This is a genomic window from Actinotalea caeni, assembly GCF_009733795.1.
Lineage (GTDB): Bacteria > Actinomycetota > Actinomycetes > Actinomycetales > Beutenbergiaceae > Pseudactinotalea > Pseudactinotalea caeni.
This window is the reverse complement of the sequence record NZ_WNXX01000018.1, coordinates 13399-32469: the sequence shown is the minus strand read 5'-3', so window position 1 is coordinate 32469 and position 19071 is coordinate 13399. Positions and strand designations below refer to the sequence as shown.

Annotated in this window: 19 protein-coding genes; 15 read left to right on the top strand and 4 right to left on the bottom strand. The window is 73.5% G+C overall.

The window, feature by feature from the left end; genetic code table 11:
• Positions 1-3 precede the first annotated feature (3 nt).
• The 7 genes from GPA02_RS14445 (at position 4) to GPA02_RS14415 (ending at position 8374) form a co-directional block, all read left to right on the top strand.
• On the top strand, positions 4-2295 hold the full coding sequence (locus GPA02_RS14445) for an HAD-IB family hydrolase (RefSeq protein WP_240134063.1): 2292 nt from the start codon (positions 4-6) through the stop codon (positions 2293-2295).
• A complete protein-coding gene (locus GPA02_RS14440) occupies positions 2292-3080 on the top strand; it encodes an SDR family NAD(P)-dependent oxidoreductase (protein ID WP_156200861.1) in 789 nt (262 codons plus the stop codon). Before GPA02_RS14445 ends, GPA02_RS14440 begins: the two co-directional genes overlap by 4 nt.
• Positions 3077-3820 carry a lysophospholipid acyltransferase family protein gene (locus GPA02_RS14435; RefSeq protein ID WP_156200859.1) on the top strand — a complete coding sequence of 248 codons (744 nt, stop codon included), beginning with the start codon at positions 3077-3079 and terminating at the stop codon, positions 3818-3820. The genes GPA02_RS14440 and GPA02_RS14435 overlap by 4 nt, the downstream gene beginning before the upstream one ends.
• A gap of 100 nt (positions 3821-3920) precedes the next feature.
• A complete protein-coding gene (locus GPA02_RS14430; protein WP_156200857.1) occupies positions 3921-5603 on the top strand; it encodes an FAD-binding oxidoreductase in 1683 nt (560 codons plus the stop codon).
• Between the two features lie 235 nt (positions 5604-5838).
• A complete protein-coding gene (locus GPA02_RS14425) occupies positions 5839-6771 on the top strand; it encodes a metal ABC transporter substrate-binding protein (RefSeq protein ID WP_204986627.1) in 933 nt (310 codons plus the stop codon).
• The gene (locus tag GPA02_RS14420) at positions 6768-7505 is read left to right on the top strand and encodes a metal ABC transporter ATP-binding protein (RefSeq protein ID WP_156200855.1); all 738 of its coding nucleotides are present in this window, start codon (positions 6768-6770) and stop codon (positions 7503-7505) included. The genes GPA02_RS14425 and GPA02_RS14420 overlap by 4 nt, the downstream gene beginning before the upstream one ends.
• On the top strand, positions 7505-8374 hold the full coding sequence (locus GPA02_RS14415; protein ID WP_240134069.1) for a metal ABC transporter permease: 870 nt from the start codon (positions 7505-7507) through the stop codon (positions 8372-8374). Before GPA02_RS14420 ends, GPA02_RS14415 begins: the two co-directional genes overlap by 1 nt.
• Here the strand turns inward: GPA02_RS14415 and GPA02_RS14410 are convergent.
• On the bottom strand, positions 8358-9035 hold the full coding sequence (locus GPA02_RS14410) for a metal-dependent transcriptional regulator (RefSeq protein WP_156200853.1): 678 nt from the start codon (positions 9033-9035) through the stop codon (positions 8358-8360). The two genes, GPA02_RS14415 and GPA02_RS14410, sit on opposite strands and share 17 nt — an antisense overlap.
• A gap of 89 nt (positions 9036-9124) precedes the next feature.
• Between GPA02_RS14410 and GPA02_RS14405 the strand changes: the two genes are divergently transcribed.
• From GPA02_RS14405 to GPA02_RS14375, 7 genes are all read left to right on the top strand, one after another.
• Complete coding sequence (locus tag GPA02_RS14405; protein WP_156200851.1) at positions 9125-9472, top strand: hypothetical protein; 348 nt, start codon at positions 9125-9127, stop codon at positions 9470-9472.
• 167 nt (positions 9473-9639) lie between these two features.
• Positions 9640-11157 (top strand): sulfatase-like hydrolase/transferase, encoded by a 1518-nt coding sequence (locus GPA02_RS14400; RefSeq protein ID WP_156200849.1) that lies wholly within the window; start codon positions 9640-9642, stop codon positions 11155-11157.
• Entirely contained in the window at positions 11154-12476 is a 1323-nt protein-coding gene (locus GPA02_RS14395; protein ID WP_156200847.1) for an ABC transporter substrate-binding protein, read from the top strand. Before GPA02_RS14400 ends, GPA02_RS14395 begins: the two co-directional genes overlap by 4 nt.
• 49 nt (positions 12477-12525) lie before the next feature.
• On the top strand, positions 12526-13536 hold the full coding sequence (locus GPA02_RS14390) for a LacI family DNA-binding transcriptional regulator (RefSeq protein ID WP_156200845.1): 1011 nt from the start codon (positions 12526-12528) through the stop codon (positions 13534-13536).
• 64 nt (positions 13537-13600) lie between these two features.
• Positions 13601-14740: a Rossmann-fold NAD(P)-binding domain-containing protein gene (locus GPA02_RS14385; protein ID WP_156200843.1), complete on the top strand. Its 1140-nt coding sequence runs from the start codon at positions 13601-13603 to the stop codon at positions 14738-14740.
• On the top strand, positions 14740-15039 hold the full coding sequence (locus tag GPA02_RS14380) for an NAD(P) transhydrogenase subunit alpha part 2 (protein ID WP_156200841.1): 300 nt from the start codon (positions 14740-14742) through the stop codon (positions 15037-15039). Before GPA02_RS14385 ends, GPA02_RS14380 begins: the two co-directional genes overlap by 1 nt.
• Positions 15036-16433, top strand: a complete 1398-nt coding sequence (locus GPA02_RS14375; protein ID WP_156200839.1) for an NAD(P)(+) transhydrogenase (Re/Si-specific) subunit beta — start codon at positions 15036-15038, stop codon at positions 16431-16433. The genes GPA02_RS14380 and GPA02_RS14375 overlap by 4 nt, the downstream gene beginning before the upstream one ends.
• On the opposite strand, the gene GPA02_RS14370 is transcribed toward GPA02_RS14375, so the two are convergent.
• From GPA02_RS14370 to GPA02_RS14360, 3 genes are read right to left on the bottom strand one after another with little or no spacing between them, the layout of a single operon-like run.
• Positions 16420-17010 carry a maleylpyruvate isomerase N-terminal domain-containing protein gene (locus GPA02_RS14370; RefSeq protein ID WP_204986626.1) on the bottom strand — a complete coding sequence of 197 codons (591 nt, stop codon included), beginning with the start codon at positions 17008-17010 and terminating at the stop codon, positions 16420-16422. The two genes, GPA02_RS14375 and GPA02_RS14370, sit on opposite strands and share 14 nt — an antisense overlap.
• Positions 17007-17498, bottom strand: a complete 492-nt coding sequence (locus tag GPA02_RS14365; RefSeq protein ID WP_156200837.1) for an SRPBCC family protein — start codon at positions 17496-17498, stop codon at positions 17007-17009. Before GPA02_RS14365 ends, GPA02_RS14370 begins: the two co-directional genes overlap by 4 nt.
• Positions 17495-17848, bottom strand: coding sequence for an ArsR/SmtB family transcription factor (locus tag GPA02_RS14360; protein ID WP_156200835.1), 354 nt, complete (start codon positions 17846-17848; stop codon positions 17495-17497). Before GPA02_RS14360 ends, GPA02_RS14365 begins: the two co-directional genes overlap by 4 nt.
• Positions 17849-18055: 207 nt before the next feature.
• Between GPA02_RS14360 and GPA02_RS14355 the strand changes: the two genes are divergently transcribed.
• Positions 18056-19024, top strand: coding sequence for a hypothetical protein (locus GPA02_RS14355; RefSeq protein WP_156200833.1), 969 nt, complete (start codon positions 18056-18058; stop codon positions 19022-19024).
• The last annotated feature ends 47 nt before the right edge of the window (positions 19025-19071 follow it).

Sequence of the window (19071 nt, the reverse complement as noted above, 5' to 3'; positions counted from 1 at the left end):
TCGGTGTCGGATCCCTTGAGCAACGCCCATGTCCTGCTGACAGGGGCGACCGGTTTTGTGGGCCAGGCGGTCCTCGAGAAGCTGCTCTCGGCCTACCCCAGCACGCGCATCACGGTGCTCGTCCGGCCCCGCGGTGCGCTCACGGCGCAGATGCGCGTCGACAAGCTGATGCGCAAGCCGGTGTTCTCCGCCTGGCGCGAGAAGGTCGGTGCCGAGACCGCGGACGCGGAGGTCGCCCGTCGCGTCACCGCGCTCTCCGGCGACCTGGGCGACGTGCCGGACCTGCCGGGCGACATCGACGTCGTCATCCACTCCGCGTCCTCGGTCTCCTTCGACCTGCCGATCGACGAGGCCTTCGCCGCCAACGTCGACGGCCCGGTCAGCCTGTACGAGGCGCTGCTGCGATCGGGCTCCGACCCGCACGTGGTGCACGTGTCCACCTGCTACGTCGCCGGGCTGCGCAAGGGCGTCTCCGAGGAGCGCTCGCTCGACCACACGATCGACCGGCGGCTCGAGACCGCCCGTGCGCTCGCGGCCCGCGACGAGGCCGAGGCCGCGTCCCGCCGGCCGGACGTGCTCAAGCCGCTGCTGGCGCAGGCGCGCGCCACGCACCGCCGCGCCGGCGCGCAGGCCGTCGCCACCGCCGCCGAGGACGCCCGCAAGGCGTGGGTGAACGACCGACTCGTCGAGGCCGGGCGCACGCGCGCGCTCTCGCTCGGCTGGCCCGACGTCTACACCTTCACCAAGGCGCTCGGCGAGCGCGTGGCCGAGGAGCTGTGGGGTGCCGAGCACCGGCTCTCGGTCGTGCGGCCCACGATCATCGAGTCCTCGCTCGCCCACCCCTACCCGGGCTGGATCGACGGCTTCAAGGTCGCCGACCCGCTGATCGCGGCCTACGGCCGCGGCATGCTGCCGGAGTTCCCGGCGCTGCACGACACGATCCTCGACGTCATCCCGGTCGACCACGTCGTCAACGCGATCCTCGCCGCCGCGGCCGTGCCGCCCGCGCCCGGCGACGCGCAGTACTACCAGGTCGGCTCCGGGCTGCGGAACCCGCTGCGCTTCGGCGAGGTCATCCGGCTCGTGCGCGACTACTTCCGCGAGCACCCGCTGCTCGACGACGAGGGCAGCCGGGTGCAGGTGCCGAACTGGACGTTCCCGAACGGACCCGCCGTCGAGCGCAGCCTGCGCCGCCGCGAGGTCGCGGTCGAGGTCGCCGACAAGCTCGTCGGGCGGCTGCCGGCCAACGACACCACCCGCACCTGGATCTCCGGGATCTACAAGGCCAAGCGGGACCTGCGCACGCTGCGCAAGTTCACCGACCTCTACCAGCCGTACACGCAGACCGAGGTGGTCTTCGACGACGCCCGCACGCGTGCGCTGCACGACGCGCTGCCCGAGGACCGCAAGGCCGAGCACGGCTTCGACGTCACGGCGATCGACTGGCCGTACTACCTGCAGCAGGTGCACATCCCCAACGTGCCCGGCCTGATGCGGGCCCGCGAGCAGCGGCACCGTCCCGTCAGCGCCGGCGGCGCCGGGCTGCCGCAGCGCAGCGACGTGCTCGCGGTGTTCGACCTGCACGGCACGATCGCGGCCGCCAACCTGCTCGAGACCTACGTGTGGGTCGAGATGGCGCGCGGCCCGCACAAGGCGCTGGTCGACGTCTCCGGCATGGTCGGGCGGTCGATGGTCTATCTGCAGGCCGAGCAGCGCGACCGCGGCGACTTCATCCGCTCCTTCATGCGCCGCTACGCCGGCACCGAGGAGGCCGAGCTCAGGCGCCTCGTCGCGACCAAGGTGGCGCCGCTGCTGCGGTCGCGGATGCTGCGCGAGGCGCTCGAGCGCATCGAGGCGCACCGCGCCGCCGGGCACCGGCTCGTGCTCATCACGGGCCAGATCGACGTGTTCGTCGAGCCGATCGCGCACCTGTTCGACGAGGTGGTCGCCGGCTCGATGGAGACCGATGCGCAGGGTCGCTGGACCGGGCACCTCGCGATCTCGCCGCTCGTCGACGAGGCGCGCGCCACCTGGTTGCGCCGCTACGCGCGCGACCACGGCATGGACCTCACCGGGTCCTACGGCTACGGCGACACCTACGCGGACCGGCCCTGGCTCGAGCTCCTCGGGCACCCGACCGTCGTCAACCCCGACGCCAGCCTGTACCGGTACGCGCGCGAGAAGCGCTGGGCCGTGGAGTCGTGGACCACCGTGGCGGACAGTCGCTTCGGCACGATCGCCCGCAGCGTCGTCGGCGGCCTCACGGGGTCGCTGCCCACCCGGAGCCGGTCATGACCGGGTCCCCGCTCCGCGGCCGCGCCCTGGTCACCGGCGGCACGTCCGGCATCGGGCTCGCCTTCGCACGCGCGCTCGCCGCCCGCGGCTGCGACCTGCTGCTCGTCGCGCGCGACCCCGCCCGGCTGGAGGCGACCGCGGAGGAGCTGCACCGCCGCTTCGGCGTCGACGTCCAGACGATGAGCGCCGACCTCTCCGACCGCGACGACACCGAGCGGGTCGCGCAGCGGCTCGTCTCCGACTCCGACCCGATCGAGGTGCTCGTCAACAACGCGGGGCACGGCCTCCACGACCCGATCGCGCAGCGCGACCTCACCGTCCACCTGCGCGCGCTCGACGTCATGGTGCGTGCGGTGCTGGTGCTCGGCGGCCGTGGCGCCGCCGCGATGGCCGAGCGCGGGCACGGCGTCATCATCAACGTCGGGTCGGTCGCCGGGCTCATCGCGCAGAACAACTACTCGGCGATCAAGGCCTGGGTGAACACGTTCTCCGACGCCCTCGGCCTCGAGCTCGAGGGCACCGGCGTCCGGGTGCTGACGCTGCTCCCGGGCTGGGTGCGCACCGAGTTCCACGACCGCGCCGAGATCCGCACCTCGAAGATCCCCGACTGGCTGTGGCTCGACGCCGACCGGCTCGTCGGGGACGCGCTCGACGCGATCGACGCCGGCAAGAACCGCTCGATGCCGTCCAAGCGGTTCGCCGTCCTCGCCTTCCTCATCAGGATCGCGCCGCGACCGCTCGTGCGCGCGGCGACCGCGAAGCTGCGGAAGGGGGCCGCCCGGTGAGCCGACGACCGACCGACCGCTACCATTGGGCCTGGCACCGCGCCGTCCGGCGGATCTGCCAGCGCGTCATCCTCAAGGCGGTCATCGCCGCCGAGGTGAGCGTCACGGTCGAGGGCGAGCGCAACGTCGAGGGTCTGCAGGCGCCGTTCATCGTCGTCGGCAACCACTCCAGCCACCTCGACGCCGCGACGATGCTGTCGTACCTGCCCTACTCGCTCACGCGCGACCTGGCCACCGCCACCGCGGGCGACTACTTCTACAACAACAAGATCCGCAGCAACCTCGTCGGGCTGTTCTTCAACTCCTACCCCGTCGACCGCGGCGGCCGGAAGTCGAAGAACGCCGGGCTGAGCGTCTCGTTGCTGCGCTCGGGCGTGCCGCTGTGCATCTTCCCCGAGGGCACCCGCTCGCGCGACGGCGTGATGAAGTCGTTCAAGCCGGGCGCCGCGGCGCTCGCCCGCGCCCTGCGCGTCCCGGTGGTGCCGGTCGCGATCGTGGGCGCGCACGAGGCGATGCCCGTCGGCCGCAACTGGCCCAAGCCCGGCCGGCCGCCCGTCAAGCTGCTGATCGGCAAGCCGCTGCGGGTGCGCGCCGGCGAGTCGCTCGCGGACTTCAACGCACGCGTGGAGAACCGGGTCCGCGCGATGTACACCACCCAGTCGACGACCGTGCTCATCCACGACGAGGACCGGACGCGACGCCGCGGCCGTCACCTCGACGCGGCGGAGGACGCCTCGTGACGACCCCGGTGCGCCGGCGGCGAGCCACGAGACCAGCCTCCGGCGACGCACCACGACCCGCCGTCAAGGCCCGCACCCGGCAGGAGGAGCAGGAGCACGCATGACAGACGTGACGCACCAGAAGTGGTGGGGGTGGGGTGTCGAGGGCATCGCCTTCCACCACGAGGACAAGCCCCACTTCGCCCCGTTCGTGCTGGAGAAGATCGGCATCGATCTCTCCCAGCCCGGCACCCCGCCGCCGGACTTCGACGACATCGACGTCCCCGCGTCGCGGCTGAGCGACGAGCTCGGCGCAGCCCTGCGGGCCGCCGTCGGCGACCACCACGTCGTCACCGACGACATGGACCGGGTGGTGCACACCTACGGCAAGGGCATGCGCGACCTCGTGTGGGTCCGCGCCGGCCACCTGCCGCGCGTGCCGGACGTCATCGTCTACCCGGCCACCGAGGCCGAGGTGCAGGCGGTCGTCGACCTCGCCGTCGAGCACGACGCCGTCCTCATCCCGTTCGGCGGCGGCTCCAACATCTCCGGCAGCCTCACCCCGCCCGCGCGGGAGGAGCGCCAGATCATCTCGCTCGACATGGGCCGCATGAACCGTGTGCTCGAGATCGACGAGGGCTCCGGCCTCGCCCGCATCCAGGCCGGTGGGCTCGGCCCGGACATCGAGGCGCAGCTCAACCCGCGCGGCTGGACGATGGGCCACCAGCCCGACTCGTTCAAGCACTCGACGCTCGGTGGCTGGATCGCGACCCGCTCCTCGGGCATGCAGTCCGACCGCTACGGCGACATCGCCGACATCACGCGCGGCATGCGCGTCGTGCAGCCCGGCAAGGTGCTCGTGCTCCGCCCGCTGCCGTCGACGTCGACCGGGCCGAGCGTGCGCGAGATGATCCTCGGCTCCGAGGGTCGCCTCGGCGTCATCACCGAGGCGTGGGTGCACGTGCACCGGCTGCCGGAGAACCGCGAGGTCATCGCCTACCTGTTCCCCAACTGGGCGGCGGGTCTCAAGGCGATGCACGACATCTCGGTCTCCGACGCGACGCCGTCGATCACGCGCGTCTCCGACGCGAACGAGACCGGGTTCTCGCTCGCGACCCGCAAGGAGTCCTCGTCGCTGAGCAGCAAGGTCGGGCCGCTGCTGTTCGACCTGCTCGCCAAGCGTGGCTGGGACATGGACAAGGTCTGCATCTCCTACATCGGCTACGAGGGCGGCGCCGCCAAGGTGCGCGCCGACAAGTCGACGGTGGGGAAGATCATCGCCAAGAACGGCGGCATCAAGCTCGGCAAGGGCCCCGGTGCGCTGTACGACCAGAAGAAGTTCGACACCCCCTACATCCGCGACTTCCTGCTCGACCGCGGTGCGGTCGGCGACGTCAGCGAGACCGCGGCGCCGTGGGAGCGGCTGGGCGAGGTCTACCATCGCGCGATCAAGGCGACCAACGCGGCCTTCGAGGAGATCGGCGTCAAGGGGTACGTCATGTGCCACCTGTCGCACAGCTATCACGCGGGTGCGTGCCTGTACTTCACGTTCGGCTTCCCGCCCAACCCCGACGGCGACTTCCTCGAGCAGTACGACGTCGTCAAGCGCGCCATCCAGCAGGCGTTCATCGACGGCGGCGGCACGCTGTCCCACCACCACGGCGTCGGCACGGACCACGCCCCGTGGCTGGAGCAGGACATCTCGGTCGCGGGCGTCGACACGATGGTCGGGCTGCTGCGCTCGGTCGACCCGAAGCGCAACCTCAACCCCGGCACCCTCATCCCCGAGCACCGGGAGTGGTGACGGCGTAGCGCCTTCTCCTCGACGACCCCCGGCCGCCTCGTGGCGCCCGGGGGTCTCGTCGTCTCCGGCGGCGGAGAACGGGCGCTCGATGCCGGTGCACGCGGTTGCGGTGCTGGACGTCGGCATCGAGCGACGGATATCCGCCACTCGCCCCACCGGCCAGGGGGACTTGGCAAACCCGTCGCACCGAACTACGTTGAGCCGAAGTTGGTAGTTCTACCCACCGGAGGCACAGGTGCGAGGGGTGCGGTCGGCCGGCTCCGCGGTCGCAGGGCTCACGACGGTGCTGCTGGCTCTGCTGCTCGCCGGCTGCGGCGGCGCCGGCGCGGGCGAGCCCGACGACGACCGGCCGGTCGTGCTCACGACGTTCACCGTGCTCGCGGACATCGCCGCGAACGTCGCCGGCGACCGGCTGCGCGTGGAGTCGATCACCCGCCCGGGCGCGGAGATCCACGGGTACGAGCCGACGCCGAGCGACGTCGCGCGCGCCAGCGACGCCGACCTGATCCTCGACAACGGGCTCCACCTCGAGGCCTGGTTCGAGCAGTTCGTCACCGACCTCGACGTGCCGCACGTCGTGGTGTCCCAGAAGGTGGAGCCGATCGACATCGCCTCCGACGCCTACGCAGGCACGCCGAACCCGCACGCGTGGATGAGCCCGCTCAACGTCATCTCCTACGTCGAGGTCATGGTCGAGGCGTTCACCGAGCTCGACCCCGACGGCGCCGCGACCTTCCAGGCGAACGCTGACGCCTACACCGCCGAGCTGCAGGCGGTGCACGACGATCTCGTCGCCGCGCTCGCCGAGCTGCCGCCCTCCCACCGCACGCTCGTCACGTGCGAGGGCGCGTTCTCCTACCTCGCGCGCGACGCCGGCCTCACCGAGGCCTACATCTGGCCGGTCAACGCCGAGCAGCAGGCGACGCCCGCGCAGGTCGCGGCGGTCATCGAGCTCGTCGAGGACACGGGCGTGCCGGCGGTGTTCTGCGAGTCGACCGTCTCCGCGCGGCCGATGCAGCAGGTGGTCGACGCCACCGGCGCCGCGTTCGGCGGCACCCTCTACGTCGACTCGCTCTCGGAGCCCGACGGCCCCGTCCCCACCTACCTCGACCTCGTCCGCCACGACGTCGAGGTGATCGTCACGGCGCTGGCGGGAGGGGCCGGGTGAGCGCCGCCGTCGACGTCCGCGACGTCACCGTCCACTACGGCGACGTGCTCGCGCTCGACGGCGCGACGCTCGCGGTCGGGCACGGCCGGGTGTGCGGCCTCGTCGGCATGAACGGCTCGGGCAAGTCGACGCTGCTCAAGACGGTCACCGGTCTCGTCCGCCCGGACACCGGCGCCGTCGCGGTCGACGGCGTCCCTCCCGACGTCGCACGCCGCCAGGGCGTCGTCGGCTACGTGCCGCAGACCGAGGACATCGACTGGGACTTCCCGCTCTCGGTGCGCGACGTCGTCATGACCGGTCGCTACGGCCGCATGGGGCCGACCCGGCGCCCGCGGGCGGCGGACCGCGAGGCCGTCGCGCACGCGCTCGCACGGGTCGAGCTCACCGACCTCGCCGAGCGCCAGATCGGCGCGCTCTCCGGCGGTCAGCGCAAGCGCGCTTTCGTGGCGCGCGGGCTCGCGCAGGGCGCGACCGTGCTGCTGCTCGACGAGCCGTTCGCGGGCGTCGACAAGCGCTCGGAGGCCACGATCACCCGGTTGCTGCGCGAGCTCGCCGCGGGCGGCGCCACCGTGCTGGTCGCGACCCACGACCTGCACGCGCTGCCCGGGCTCGCCGACGAGGCGGTGCTGCTGATGCGGCGCGTGCTGCGCCACGGGCCCGTCGAGGACGTGCTGCGCCCCGAGCACCTCGCGCTCGCCTTCGGGCTCGACCCGCTGCGGGGGGAGGCGTCGTGATCGACCTGCTGCTGGAGCCGGTGAGCTACGAGTTCATGCAGCGCGCGCTCGCGACCGCGGTCGTGGCCTCGGTCGTGTGCGGCGTGCTGTCGTGCTGGCTGGTGCTCGTCGGCTGGTCGCTCATGGGCGACGCGGTGTCGCACTCGGTGCTCCCCGGGGTCGTGCTCGCGCACGTGCTCGGGATCCCGCTGTCGATCGGGGCGGCGGCGCTCGGCTTCCTCGCGGTCGCCCTCATCGGGGTGGTGCGCTCGACCAGCCGGGTCAAGGAGGACGCGGTGATAGGCATCGTGTTCACGACGCTGTTCGCGCTCGGGCTCGTGCTGGTGTCGGTGACGCCGAGCCAGACCGACCTCAACCACGTGCTCTTCGGCAACCTGCTCGGCGTCTCCCGGTCCGACCTCGTCGGTGTCGTCGTCCTGGGCGCGCTGGTGCTCGCGGTGCTGCTGCTCAAGCGGCGCGACCTCACGCTGCTCGCCTTCGACCCCACGCACGCCTACGCGATCGGGCTGAACCCGCGGCGGCTGAGCGCGCTGCTGCTCGGCCTGCTCGCCCTGACCGCCGTCGTGGCGCTGCAGGCGGTCGGGGTCGTGCTGGTCGTCGCGATGCTCATCATCCCCGGCGCCACCGCCTACCTGCTGACCGACAGGTTCCAGGTGATGCTCCTGGTGGCGCCCGCGATCGCCCTGGTGTGCGGCGTGACCGGCGTCTGTGCCAGCTACCACCTCGACACCTCGACCGGTCCGATGGTGGTGCTCGCCCAGGGTGCGGCGTTCGCGCTCGTCTACCTGCTGGCGCCCCGCCGCGGGGTGCTCGCCGCGCGCGTGGCGGCCGCGCGCCGCCGACGGCAGCTGGTCAGCCGGCCGGCGTGACCCAGACGGCGTCGGTCGCCGGGCGCCCCAGGGGCACCGGCGCGTCACCGCCCTCGACGAGGACCTCGACCGCGCCGGAGAACGGCGCGCCCTCGCGCACCTGCAGCACGGCGCCGACCCCGATGCCGCGCTCGGCGAAGAACCGCAGCAGGTCGGGGTCGTCGTCGGAGATCCGCTCGGCGACGACCGAGCCGCCCGCGGGCACCTCGGTGAGCCGGACGGCGTCCGGTCGCGTCACGGTGCCGTCGCGCGAGGGGATCGGGTCGCCGTGCGGGTCGCGGTCGGGGTGGCCGAGGTGGGCGTCGATGCGGTCGACGAGGAGGTCGGAGACCGCGTGCTCGAGGTGCTCGGCCTCGTCGTGCACCTCGTCCCAGGTGTAGCCGAGCACCTGCACGAGGAACGTCTCGATCAGCCGGTGCCGGCGCACCATCGCGACGGCGTGCGCGCGCCCCCGCTCGGTCAGCGTCACCGCGCCGTAGGGCGTGTGCCCGAGCAGCCCCTGCTCGGTCAGCTTGCGGATCGCGTCCGAGGCGGTCGACAGCCGCACGCCCGCCTTCTCGGCGACGGCGGTCGGCGTGATCGGGTCGGAGCTCCACTCCTGCAGCCCCCACACCACCTTGAGGTAGTTCTGGCTGCTCGTGGAGAGCTGGGACACCGACACACCGGCAAACTACCAACCGCGCCAGGGTGGGTGGTTCTGCCCGTCGGCGGGTGCCCGGCGACCCTCGGCGGTGCCCGAGGATGGTCGCCATGACGACCACCGCCCGCACCGCCCGCACCACCTCGACCGCCGCCCGCCTGGCGGCGCTCGCCGCCCTCACGGGGCTGACGCTCGCCGCGTGCGGCGGTGCCACGTCCTACTCGTCGCGGTGCGGTGACGGCCTGTGCACGGTCTCGCTCACGGGCGCCGGCGCTCAGGCCGAGGTGCTCGACGACACGATCACGGTCGAGCTCGAGGGTGCCGCCGACGGCACCGCCCGCTTCGCGATCGACGGGCAGCCCGCGACGTGCGCCGAGGGCGACGCGCTCGAGGTGGCCGGGTACGCCGTCGTCTGCACCGAGGTGGGCGACGACCGGCTCACGGTCGAGATCCGCTGACCCCCGCCGGCGAGACCGAACGACGGCGGCACCGGACCCGCAGCCGCGCGCGGCCGTCCGGTCGCCGTCCCGCCCGGTCTCGTCGGCTTGTCCCGGACCGAGGCGCTTCCACACACCTGTGACCCAACTCACTATTCTAGCGTTAGAATCTGTGCGACGCTAGGCCCGTGCCGTCGCCGGGGAAGCCGAACGTCCTGCTGGTGATGACCGACCAGCACCGCGCCGATCTCACCCGGGCCACCGGCTGCCCGCTCGACACCATGCCCACGCTCGACGCGACCGCGTCACGGGGCGCCCTGTTCCGCAACGCCTACACGGCGGCACCGCTGTGCGTGCCCGCCCGCGTGAGCATGCTGACCGGGCGGTTCCCCACCGCGCACCGCGTGCGCCAGAACAGCACCGGCGAGCACGCGCTCTACGACGCCGACCTGCTCGACGTGCTGCGCGAGCAGGGGTACGGCCTCGGGTTCGCCGGCAAGCCGCACATCCACCGGCCGCTGACCGACTTCGACGTCGCGAGCGGGCCCTACTGGCACGAGCGCGGTCCGACGGGCGAGGGCGAGGCCGGTGAGCAGGACAGGGCCTTCGACGCCTGGCTGCACGAGCTCGACCACGGCGTCGCGACCGAGCCGACGCCGTTCCCGCTCGAGCGGCAGCTGCCGTACCGGATCGTGTCGGACGCGATCGACGTCGTCGACCGGCTGACCGCGGACGACCCCGACCGCCCGTTCTTCTGCTGGGTGTCCTTCCCGGAGCCGCACAACCCGTACCAGGTGCCCTCGCCCTACTTCGAGCTGTTCCCCGAGGACGAGGTGCCCGACCGCCTGGCCGGCCCCGAGGCGCGCGACGCCAAGGGGCCGATGTTCCGCTGGCTCGGCGAGCTGTTCGAGAGCAAGCGACCCGGGTTCGACGACCGGTGGCGCCGCTACCGCGCCTCCTACCTCGGCATGCTGCGGCTGCTCGACGACCAGGTCGCGCGACTGCTCGATCACCTCGGCGACCAGCTGGCGGACACGGTCGTCGTGCACGTCGCCGACCACGGCGACTTCGTCGGCGAGTACGGCCTGCAGCGCAAGGGCGCGGGGATGCCGGAGGTGCTGATGCGGATCCCGATGCAGATCAGTGGTCCCGGCGTCGCGCCGGGCACGCAGGTCACCGAGCCCGTCTCGATCGTCGATCTCATGCCCACCCTGTGCGAGCTGGCCGGTGCCCCGATCCCCGACGGCGTGCAGGGGCGCAGCCTGGCGCCGCTGCTGCGCGGCGAGCCGGCACCGCCCGCCGAGTTCGGGTCGGTCTACGCCGAGCTCGGCTACGGCGGCGTCCCCTACCGCCACGACGAGCACCCGGAGCTGCACTTCTCCTATGACGGCCCCACGCTCGACGAGCTCAACACGGTGACGATGAGCGGCGGCACGCGGATGGTGCGGGCGGGGCGGCACAAGCTGACGCTCGACGCCGACGGCCGCGTCGAGCTCTACGACCTCGAGAGCGACCCGGCCGAGCTCGTCGACCTCGCCGACGACCCCGGGCTCGCCGACGTCCGCGGCGAGCTGCTACGGCTGCTCGGCCGCTGGATGATCCGCGTCGCCGACGACCTGCCGCGGGGTGCCTACGTCCCCAAGACCGTGCCGCACAACTGGCGCTGGGCCGACCTCGGCACCAGCACGACGGAGGGATCCACATGAGCGACCTGCAGCGACGCACGTTCCTCACCGCGGGCCTGGGCCTGCTCGGCGCGGGCGCGCTCGCGGCCTGCAGCCGGGGCGGCGGCGACGGCGACCGCGGCGGCGACGGGGGCACGAGCGGGTCCGGTGGTGGCGACGGCCTGCGGGTCGCCTGGTACGGCGGGCAGCCGGTGCACGACGGCATGGCCGCGGCGCTCGAGGCGTTCGGCGCGGACGACCCGGACCTGACGATCGCCACCGAGTCGGCGCCGTTCGACGACTTCTGGGACCGGCTCGCCACCCAGACCGCGGGCAACGACGCGCCCGACGTGTTCCGGATGTCGATGACCTACTTCGACGACTACGCGAGCCGCGGCGCGCTGCTCGACGTCGCCGACCTGCTGGGCGGCGGCGCCATCGACACCAGCGGTCTCGACGCCGACGTCGCGGCGAGCGGCGACGTCGCCGGCGGCACCTTCGGCGTCGGACAGAGCTCGATCGTGTTCGCCGTGTTCGTCGACCCGGTGCAGCTGGAGGACGCCGGGCTGAGCGCACCCGAGCTCGGGTGGAGCTGGGAGGAGTTCGACGCGCTCGCGACCGGGTTCGCCGAGGCGACGCCCGAGGGCACCTTCGGCTGCAACGACAACGGCGGCAACATCCAGGCGTTCGAGCCGTTCGCGCGCGACCGCGCCGGGGACCTGTTCACCGCCGACGGCGCGCTGGCCGTGGAGCCCGAGGTCGTCGAGGAGTGGTTCGCCATGTGGCAGGCGTGGCGCGAGGCCGGTGTGGTGCCGCCGCCCGACCTCACCGCGGAGACCCAGGGCTTCGAGAACGCGCTGCTCGTCAAGGGGCGGTGCGCGATGCAGTGGGGCTGGGTGCAGCAGGTCACCTTCTACCAGCCGCTCACCGAGAACCCGCTGCAGGTCGTCACGGTCCCGGCCGCCACCTCCGGCGACCTCGGCGGCATGTTCCTCAAGGCGCTCGACTTCTGGTGCATCTCGGCCCGGACGGCCGCGCCCGAGGCGGCCGCGTCGCTGGTCGACTTCCTCCTCAACGACCCGCGCGCCGTCGAGGCGATCGGGCTCACCCTGGGCGTGCCGCCGTCGCAGGCGGCGCGCGACCTGCTCGGTGCCGAGCCCGACTCCGCAGCCGGCCGGGCGATCGCCTACGTCGAGGAGCTCGCCGACCGCGTGGGCCCGCCGCCGCCCGCCTGGCCGGTCGGCTACGGCGAGATCATGGGCATCTTCTCGCGCGCGAACGAGCAGGTGGCGTTCGGCGAGACCGACGCGGCGACGGCGGCCGCGACCGTCGTCGCCGAGGCGCAGGCCGCGCTCGGCTGAGCCCGGCGCGACGGTAGCGTGCTCGCGTGACGGCAGGCCGGAGGTGCGCGTGGGGCGGGTGACGCTGCGCGAGGTCGCCGACCGCGCCGGGGTGTCGCTCAAGACCGTCACGAACGTCGTCCACCAGCGCAGCGTCGTGCGCCCCGCCACCCGCGACCGGGTGCTCGCGGCCATCGAGGAGCTGGGGTACCGGCCGAACCTGTCGGCCCGGAACCTGGCGCTCGGCCGCGCCGGCACGATCGCGCTGGTCGTGCCGCGCCTGGACATGCCCTACTTCGCCTCGCTCGCGATGCACGTGCTCGAGGAGGCCGAGCGGTACGGCTGGTTCGTGCTGATCGTGCAGACGCGCGGCGACGCCGAGGCCGAGCGGCGGGTGCTCGCGGGCACGTTCCCGCAGCGGCTCGACGGCATCGTCTTCGACCCCATCCACGTGAGCGCCGAGGAGATCCGCGACCGCGCCGACACGACCCCGCTGGTCCTCATCGGCGAGCACCGGGCCGAGGGTGTCGCCGACCACGTCGCCATCGACAACGTCGCGGCGGGCCGCACGGTCGTCGACCACCTCGTCGGCCTCGGCCGCCGCCGGATCGGCATGATCGGTGCCTCGCTCGACACCCCGGAGGACGTGCGCCGCGACGGCTACCTCGCGGGTCTGCGCGAGCACGGTCTCCCGGTCGTGCCCGACTGGGTGCGTCCGGTGCCGGCCAACACCGGTGAGGAGGGCGCGGCCGCCGTCACGACCCTGCTCGACGACGCCGCGGGCGGCGAGGTGCCCGACGCCCTGTTCTGCTCGGCCGACTGGCTCGCGCTCGGCGCGATCCGCGCCCTGGTCACACGCGGCCTGCGGGTGCCCGAGGACGTCGCCGTCGTCGGCTTCGACGACATCCCCTACGGGCGGGTGTCGACACCGACTCTCACGACGATCGCCTCGGCGCGCGACGAGATCGCCCGCGCCGCCGTCGAGAGCCTCGCCCGGCGGCTCGCCGGGCCGCAGCCGCTGCGCGAGATCCAGGCGGGGTTCGAGCTGGTCGTGCGCGAGAGCACGGTCGGGCGGGGCTGATCCGCTCGGCCTGGGCGCCGCGAAGGTCCTGCGGCGACCGCGCGGTCTTCCCTAGGGTGGGGGTGTGAGCACCCTCGTCGCCCTGCGGGAGCCGGACGGCGAGACGAGGGCCGCCCTCACCCCGGAGGCGGTGCGCACGATCGTCCGCCTCGGCCACCGCGTCGTCGTGCAGACCGGCATCGGCACGCACGCGTTCCACCCGGACGAGGCCTACGCCGACGCCGGCGCCGAGGTCCTCGAGGGCGCCCCGCTCGCCGACGCGCTGCGCGGCGCCGACCTGCTCGCCCACGTCGTGCCGCTCGAGCCCGAGCGGCTCGCGGTGCTGCAGCCGGGCACGATCACGCTCGGCCTGGCCGGCGCGCTCGACGACGAGCGCCGCGCCGCGCTGGCCGCCGCCGGCACGGTCACGCTCGCGTTCGAGCGGCTGCCGCGGATCTCGCGCGCCCAGGCGATGGACGTGCTCTCCAGCCAGTCGTTCGTCGCGGGCTACCGGGCGGTGCTGGAGGCGGCGGTGCGGCTGCCGCGGTTCTTCCCGCTCGCGATGACGGCGGCGGGCACGGTGCCGCCCGCGAAGGTCGTCGTGCTCGGCGTCGGCGTCGCCGGGCTGCAGGCGATCGCGACCGCGCGCCGGCTCGGCGCCACCGTCGCGGCCAACGACATCCGCCCGGACTCCGCCGAGGAGGTCCGCTCGGTCGGCGCCACCTTCATCGACGCCGGCGTCGGCACCGCCGAGGCGTCGGGCGGCTACGCACGGGCTCTCGCGGCGACCGCCGCCGAGGCCCAGCAGCAGGCGATCGCCCCGCACATCGCCGAGGCCGACGTCCTCATCACGACCGCGGCGGTGCCGGGCCGGCGCGCGCCCCGGCTCGTGACGACCGAGATGCTCGCCGCGATGCGGCCGGGCTCGGTCGCCGTCGACCTCGCGGCGGCCACCGGCGGCAACGTCGAGGGCTCGCAGCCCGGCGCGGAGGTGCGGGTGCCGTCCTCGCGCGGCGGCGGCGACGTCGTGCTCGTCGGGCTGGCGAACGCGGCGGGCGACCTGCCCACCGACGCCTCCCGGCTGTACGCGAAGAACGTGAGCAACGTCGTCGAGCTCCTCACGGTCCCGGGCGCCGAGGGCGAGGGCGCCACGCTCGCCGTCGACACGAACGACGAGGTGCTGGCGGGGATGCTCGTCGACGTGGCGCCTCAGGAGGCCGGCTGATGGACGCGATGACGACCCTGACGCTGCTCGTCCTCGCCGGCTTCGTGGGCGCCGAGGTCGTCTCGAAGGTGACGTCGCGCCTGCACACCCCGCTGATGTCGGGCACCAACGCGATCAGCGGCGTCGTGCTCATCGGGGCGATCGCCGCGATGGCCGGGACCACCAACCCGCTGCTCGTCGTGCTCGGCACGCTCGCGGTGCTGCTCGCCACGATCAACCTGGTCGGCGGGTTCGTCGTCACCGACCGGATGCTCGAGATGTTCAGCAGGCCGCAGGGCCGGCGAGGGGGCGACGAGTGACCCTGCTCCCCACGCCCGTCGCCGCGTTCGGCTACCTGCTCGCCGCGATCTGCTTCATCGTCGCGATCAAAGGCCTGGCCTCGCCGCGCACAGCCCGCCGCGGCAACCTGATCGGCGCCGCGGGTGCGGCGCTCGCGCTCGCGGTCGTGCTGCTCTCGACGGAGTTCGCCGGCGCGAACCTGGCGATCGTGCTGGTGACGATCGCCGCCGGCGCGGTGGTCTCGGTGCCGGTCGCCCGCCGCGTCGCGATCACCGACATGCCACAGCTGGTCGCGATCTTCAACGGCATCGGCGGCGGCGCCGCGGCGCTCATCGGGCTGATCGAGCTCACCCAGCACGAGGTGCTCGGCGTGCAGGGCGACGCGATGGCCGGGACCGCGATCGCGACCGGCATCGCGATCGGCTCGCTCACGCTGGTCGGGTCGCTGGTGACGTTCCTCAAGCTCCAGGGGTGGATGACGGCGCGGCCCGTCGTGCTGCCGGGCGCACCGGTGCTGTTCGGCGCCGCGGTGATCGGCACGATCGCCGGGGCCGCGGTGGTCGCAGCCACCGGGCAGGTGTGGTGGGGCGTCGTCGTGCTCGTCGTCGCCGGCGCGCTCGGCGTGCTGCTGGTGCTGCCGGTCGGCGGCGCCGACGTGCCGATCGTCATCTCGCTGCTCAACGCCACGACGGGGCTGGCGATCATCGGCACCGGCTGGGCCGTCGACAACGTGCTGCTGCTGGTCGCCGGGACGCTCATCGGCGCCGCCGGCACGATGCTCACCCTCGCGATGGCGCGCGGCATGGGCCGGTCGGTGAGCGGGATCCTCTTCGGCGCGCTGCGGGGCAGCTCGACGGCGGGGTCGACGCAGGCGTCGGACCGCCCGGTCCGCAGCGCCACCCCGGAGGACGTCGCGGTGGCGCTCGGCTACGCGCGCCGCGTCGTGGTCGTGCCCGGGTACGGGCTCGCGGTCGCGCAGGCCCAGCACGTCGTCGCCGAGCTCGTGGACGCGCTGCGGGAGCGCGGCGTCGACGCCGTCTACGGCATCCACCCGGTCGCGGGCCGGATGCCCGGCCACATGAACGTGCTGCTCGCGGAGGCGAACGTCGGCTACGAGCTGCTGGTCGAGGCCGGTGAGGTGAACCCGACGATGCCGTCGACCGACGTCGTCGTGGTCGTCGGCGCCAACGACGTCGTCAACCCCGCCGCGCGCACCGAGCCGTCGGCCCCGATCTACGGGATGCCGATCATCGACGCCGAGGCCGCGGGCCAGGTGTTCTTCCTCAAGCGGTCGATGCGCCCGGGCTTCGCCGGCATCGAGAACGAGCTGTTGTACTCGGCCAAGACCCAGGTGCTCTTCGGCGACGCCAAGGACTCGTTGGCCGCCGTGCACGCGGCGCTCAAGACCGTGTGACGGCGGGGATCCATCCCGGGTCGCGGCCGATGAACGCGACGAGCCGGGTCTGGGGGTCGGCGTCGTCGGGCACCGCGACGGCAGGGCCGTACTGGCCCGAGGCGCGCATGAGGTCCTCGATCGGGGTCATGCCCGCCAGCAGGGCGGCGCACCAGGCGGGGTCGAGCGCGACGGTGACGCCGGCCGCGCGGCCGAGGTCCCACGTGTGCATGAAGACGTCGGCGGTGTAGAACCGGTCGACCGCCTCCGCGAGCGGCTGCGCGGGCACGTGGTCGCGCTCGAACGTGCGCCCGGCGGTCGCGGGGTCGTCGAGGAGCGCCTGCACCGCGTCGGCCTGGTGCCGCCACGCCGCGACCGGGTCGTCGGGGCCGGGCCCGGCCGGCAGCGTCACGCCGCCGCCGGCCAGGAACCCGGGGAACCACTCGAGGAGGTGCCCGACGACGTCCCTCGCCCGCCACTGCGGCACGGGCGAGGGAGCGTCCCAGTCGGTGACCTGCGCCGCGACGGCGGCCAGGCCGGCGGCCACCCGCCGGTGCCGCTCGGCCGGCTCGAGCTCGGTCAGCGACCCCTGGGTCACCGGGCTCCCTCGGCGAGGAGGCCGTCCAGCTTGGCGTAGCCCTCGTGGACGCCGCTCTCCATGCCGGAGGCGAGCATGCCGTCACGCTCCTCGAAGGAGTCGCACAGCGACTGCGCGTGCAGCCGCGTGTAGCCGTCACCGAGGTCCTCGAACGTCAGCGTCTCGAGCGCGACACCCTGCGGGTAGCCCTCGAAGGTGAACGTCTGGACGATGCGCTGATCGTTGACCTCGTGGAAGCAGCCGCGGAAGGCGTACTCCTCGCCGTCGCGCCGGGCGACGTAGCGCCACTCGCCGCCGTCGCGGGCGTCCCAGACGACGATCTCGGTGTTCATGCCGTTCGGTCCGACCCAGCGGGCGAACAGCCCCGGGTCGGTGTGCGCGGCCAGCAGCTGCGCGGGCGTGGCCCGGAAGTCGCGCGTGATGCGGATGGCCGGCACCTTCTCGTCGGCCTCGATCGTGGCCTCGGCGAGGCGCGTGGTGGTGGTCATGATGCCTGTCCCTTCTGCTGGGTGTCGCTGTCGTCGTTCATCTGTGCCAGCACGGCGTCGAGCCGCTGGTAGCGCTGCTCGGCCTCACGCCGGTAGCGCTCGATCCACCTGGTCATGAGGTCGAACACCTCCGCCTCGAGGTGCACCTGACGGCGTTGCGCGTCCTTGGTCTTCGTCACCAGCCCGGCCTGCTCGAGCACCTTGAGGTGCTTGGAGACCGCCTGCACGCTGACGTCGTAGGGCGCCGCGAGCTCGGTGACCGACGCGTCCGCCGTCGCGAGCCGCGCGACGATGTCGCGCCGCGTCGGGTCGGCGAGTGCGGCGAAGACCTGGGAGAGCGTGTCCGTCATCAGCCGTCCTCAACTATCCGGTTGAGAAGAACGGTAGACGCCGGTGCACGGGTTGTCAACCGGATGGTTGAACAACCTCGTGGGGACCGGTCCAGGGTCGCGGCTCGGGGTCCGCGGCGGTCCGGTCGTGGCCGCGGTGCGCACCGATCGTGTCCGAGGGTCCGCCTCCCCATCGTGCTCGGCCGCGATCCCTGACATGTTGGTCGCATGGGATGGATGGACCGGTTCCGCAAGCGGGCCGACAGCGGTGACCGGACGCCACCACCTCGGGGGAGCGGCGAGGGCCCGCCCACGGGGAACCCGGGCGCCGAGCCGTTCGACGAGGAGGACCGCGCGCGCGTCGTCGCGATGGTGCGGCAGGAGTTCGCGCGGCTGGGCCGCGAGCTCGTGCCCGACGGCGCCGGGGTGCTGCGCGGCATCGACGGCCGCGCGTTCGGGCTCACGAACGTCGAGGCCACGCTGCGCCGCACGCCGCGCGAGCACTGGCCGGAGGTGGTGTCGGAGTTCGCCCGGATCATGAACGCCTCGATCGACGCGCCCGGGCCGCGCTCGCTCGCGCAGGTCCGCGACCGGCTCTACCTGCGGCTGCGGTCCGTGGACGGGCTGCCGCGGCCTCCCGAGTACGGCGAGCCGGTGCTGCCGGGGATCGTGCCGATGGTCGCGGTCGACCACCCCGAGCACATCGAGGAGGTCTCGAGCATCGACAACCTGGGCAGCTGGGAGGAGATCCGCGCGCTCGCGCTCGCGAACATCCGCGCGCTGCCGGCGATGAGCCACCACCCGATCACCGCCGACGACTCGCGCGCCGACGCGACGATCCACGTGTTCGACACCGACGACTACTTCGGCCCCTCGCGCGTGCTCGTGCTCCCCGACCTGCTGGAGCGCATCGGCGCCGCGCCGTCGACCGACGTCGTCGCGGTGGTGCCGAACCGGCACGTCGCCGCGATCCACCCGATCGCCGGGCCGGGGACCGTGATGGCGGTGCGCGGGCTCGTCGGTCTCGCGCGCAGCCAGTACGAGGGGGCGCCGGGCGCGCTCAGCCCGCACGTGTACTTCCTCGGCGCCGACGGCCGCCGGCAGCAGCTGACCGACATGAGCGGCGAGCAGGTGGCGATCCGGGTCGACGGCGCGGCGGAGGAGTCGTTCGCGCGGCACGGCGTGCTGGGCGGCTGAGCGGGTATCACCTCGGGGCCGCACCACTCCTGTCGTGCAGGAGGTGT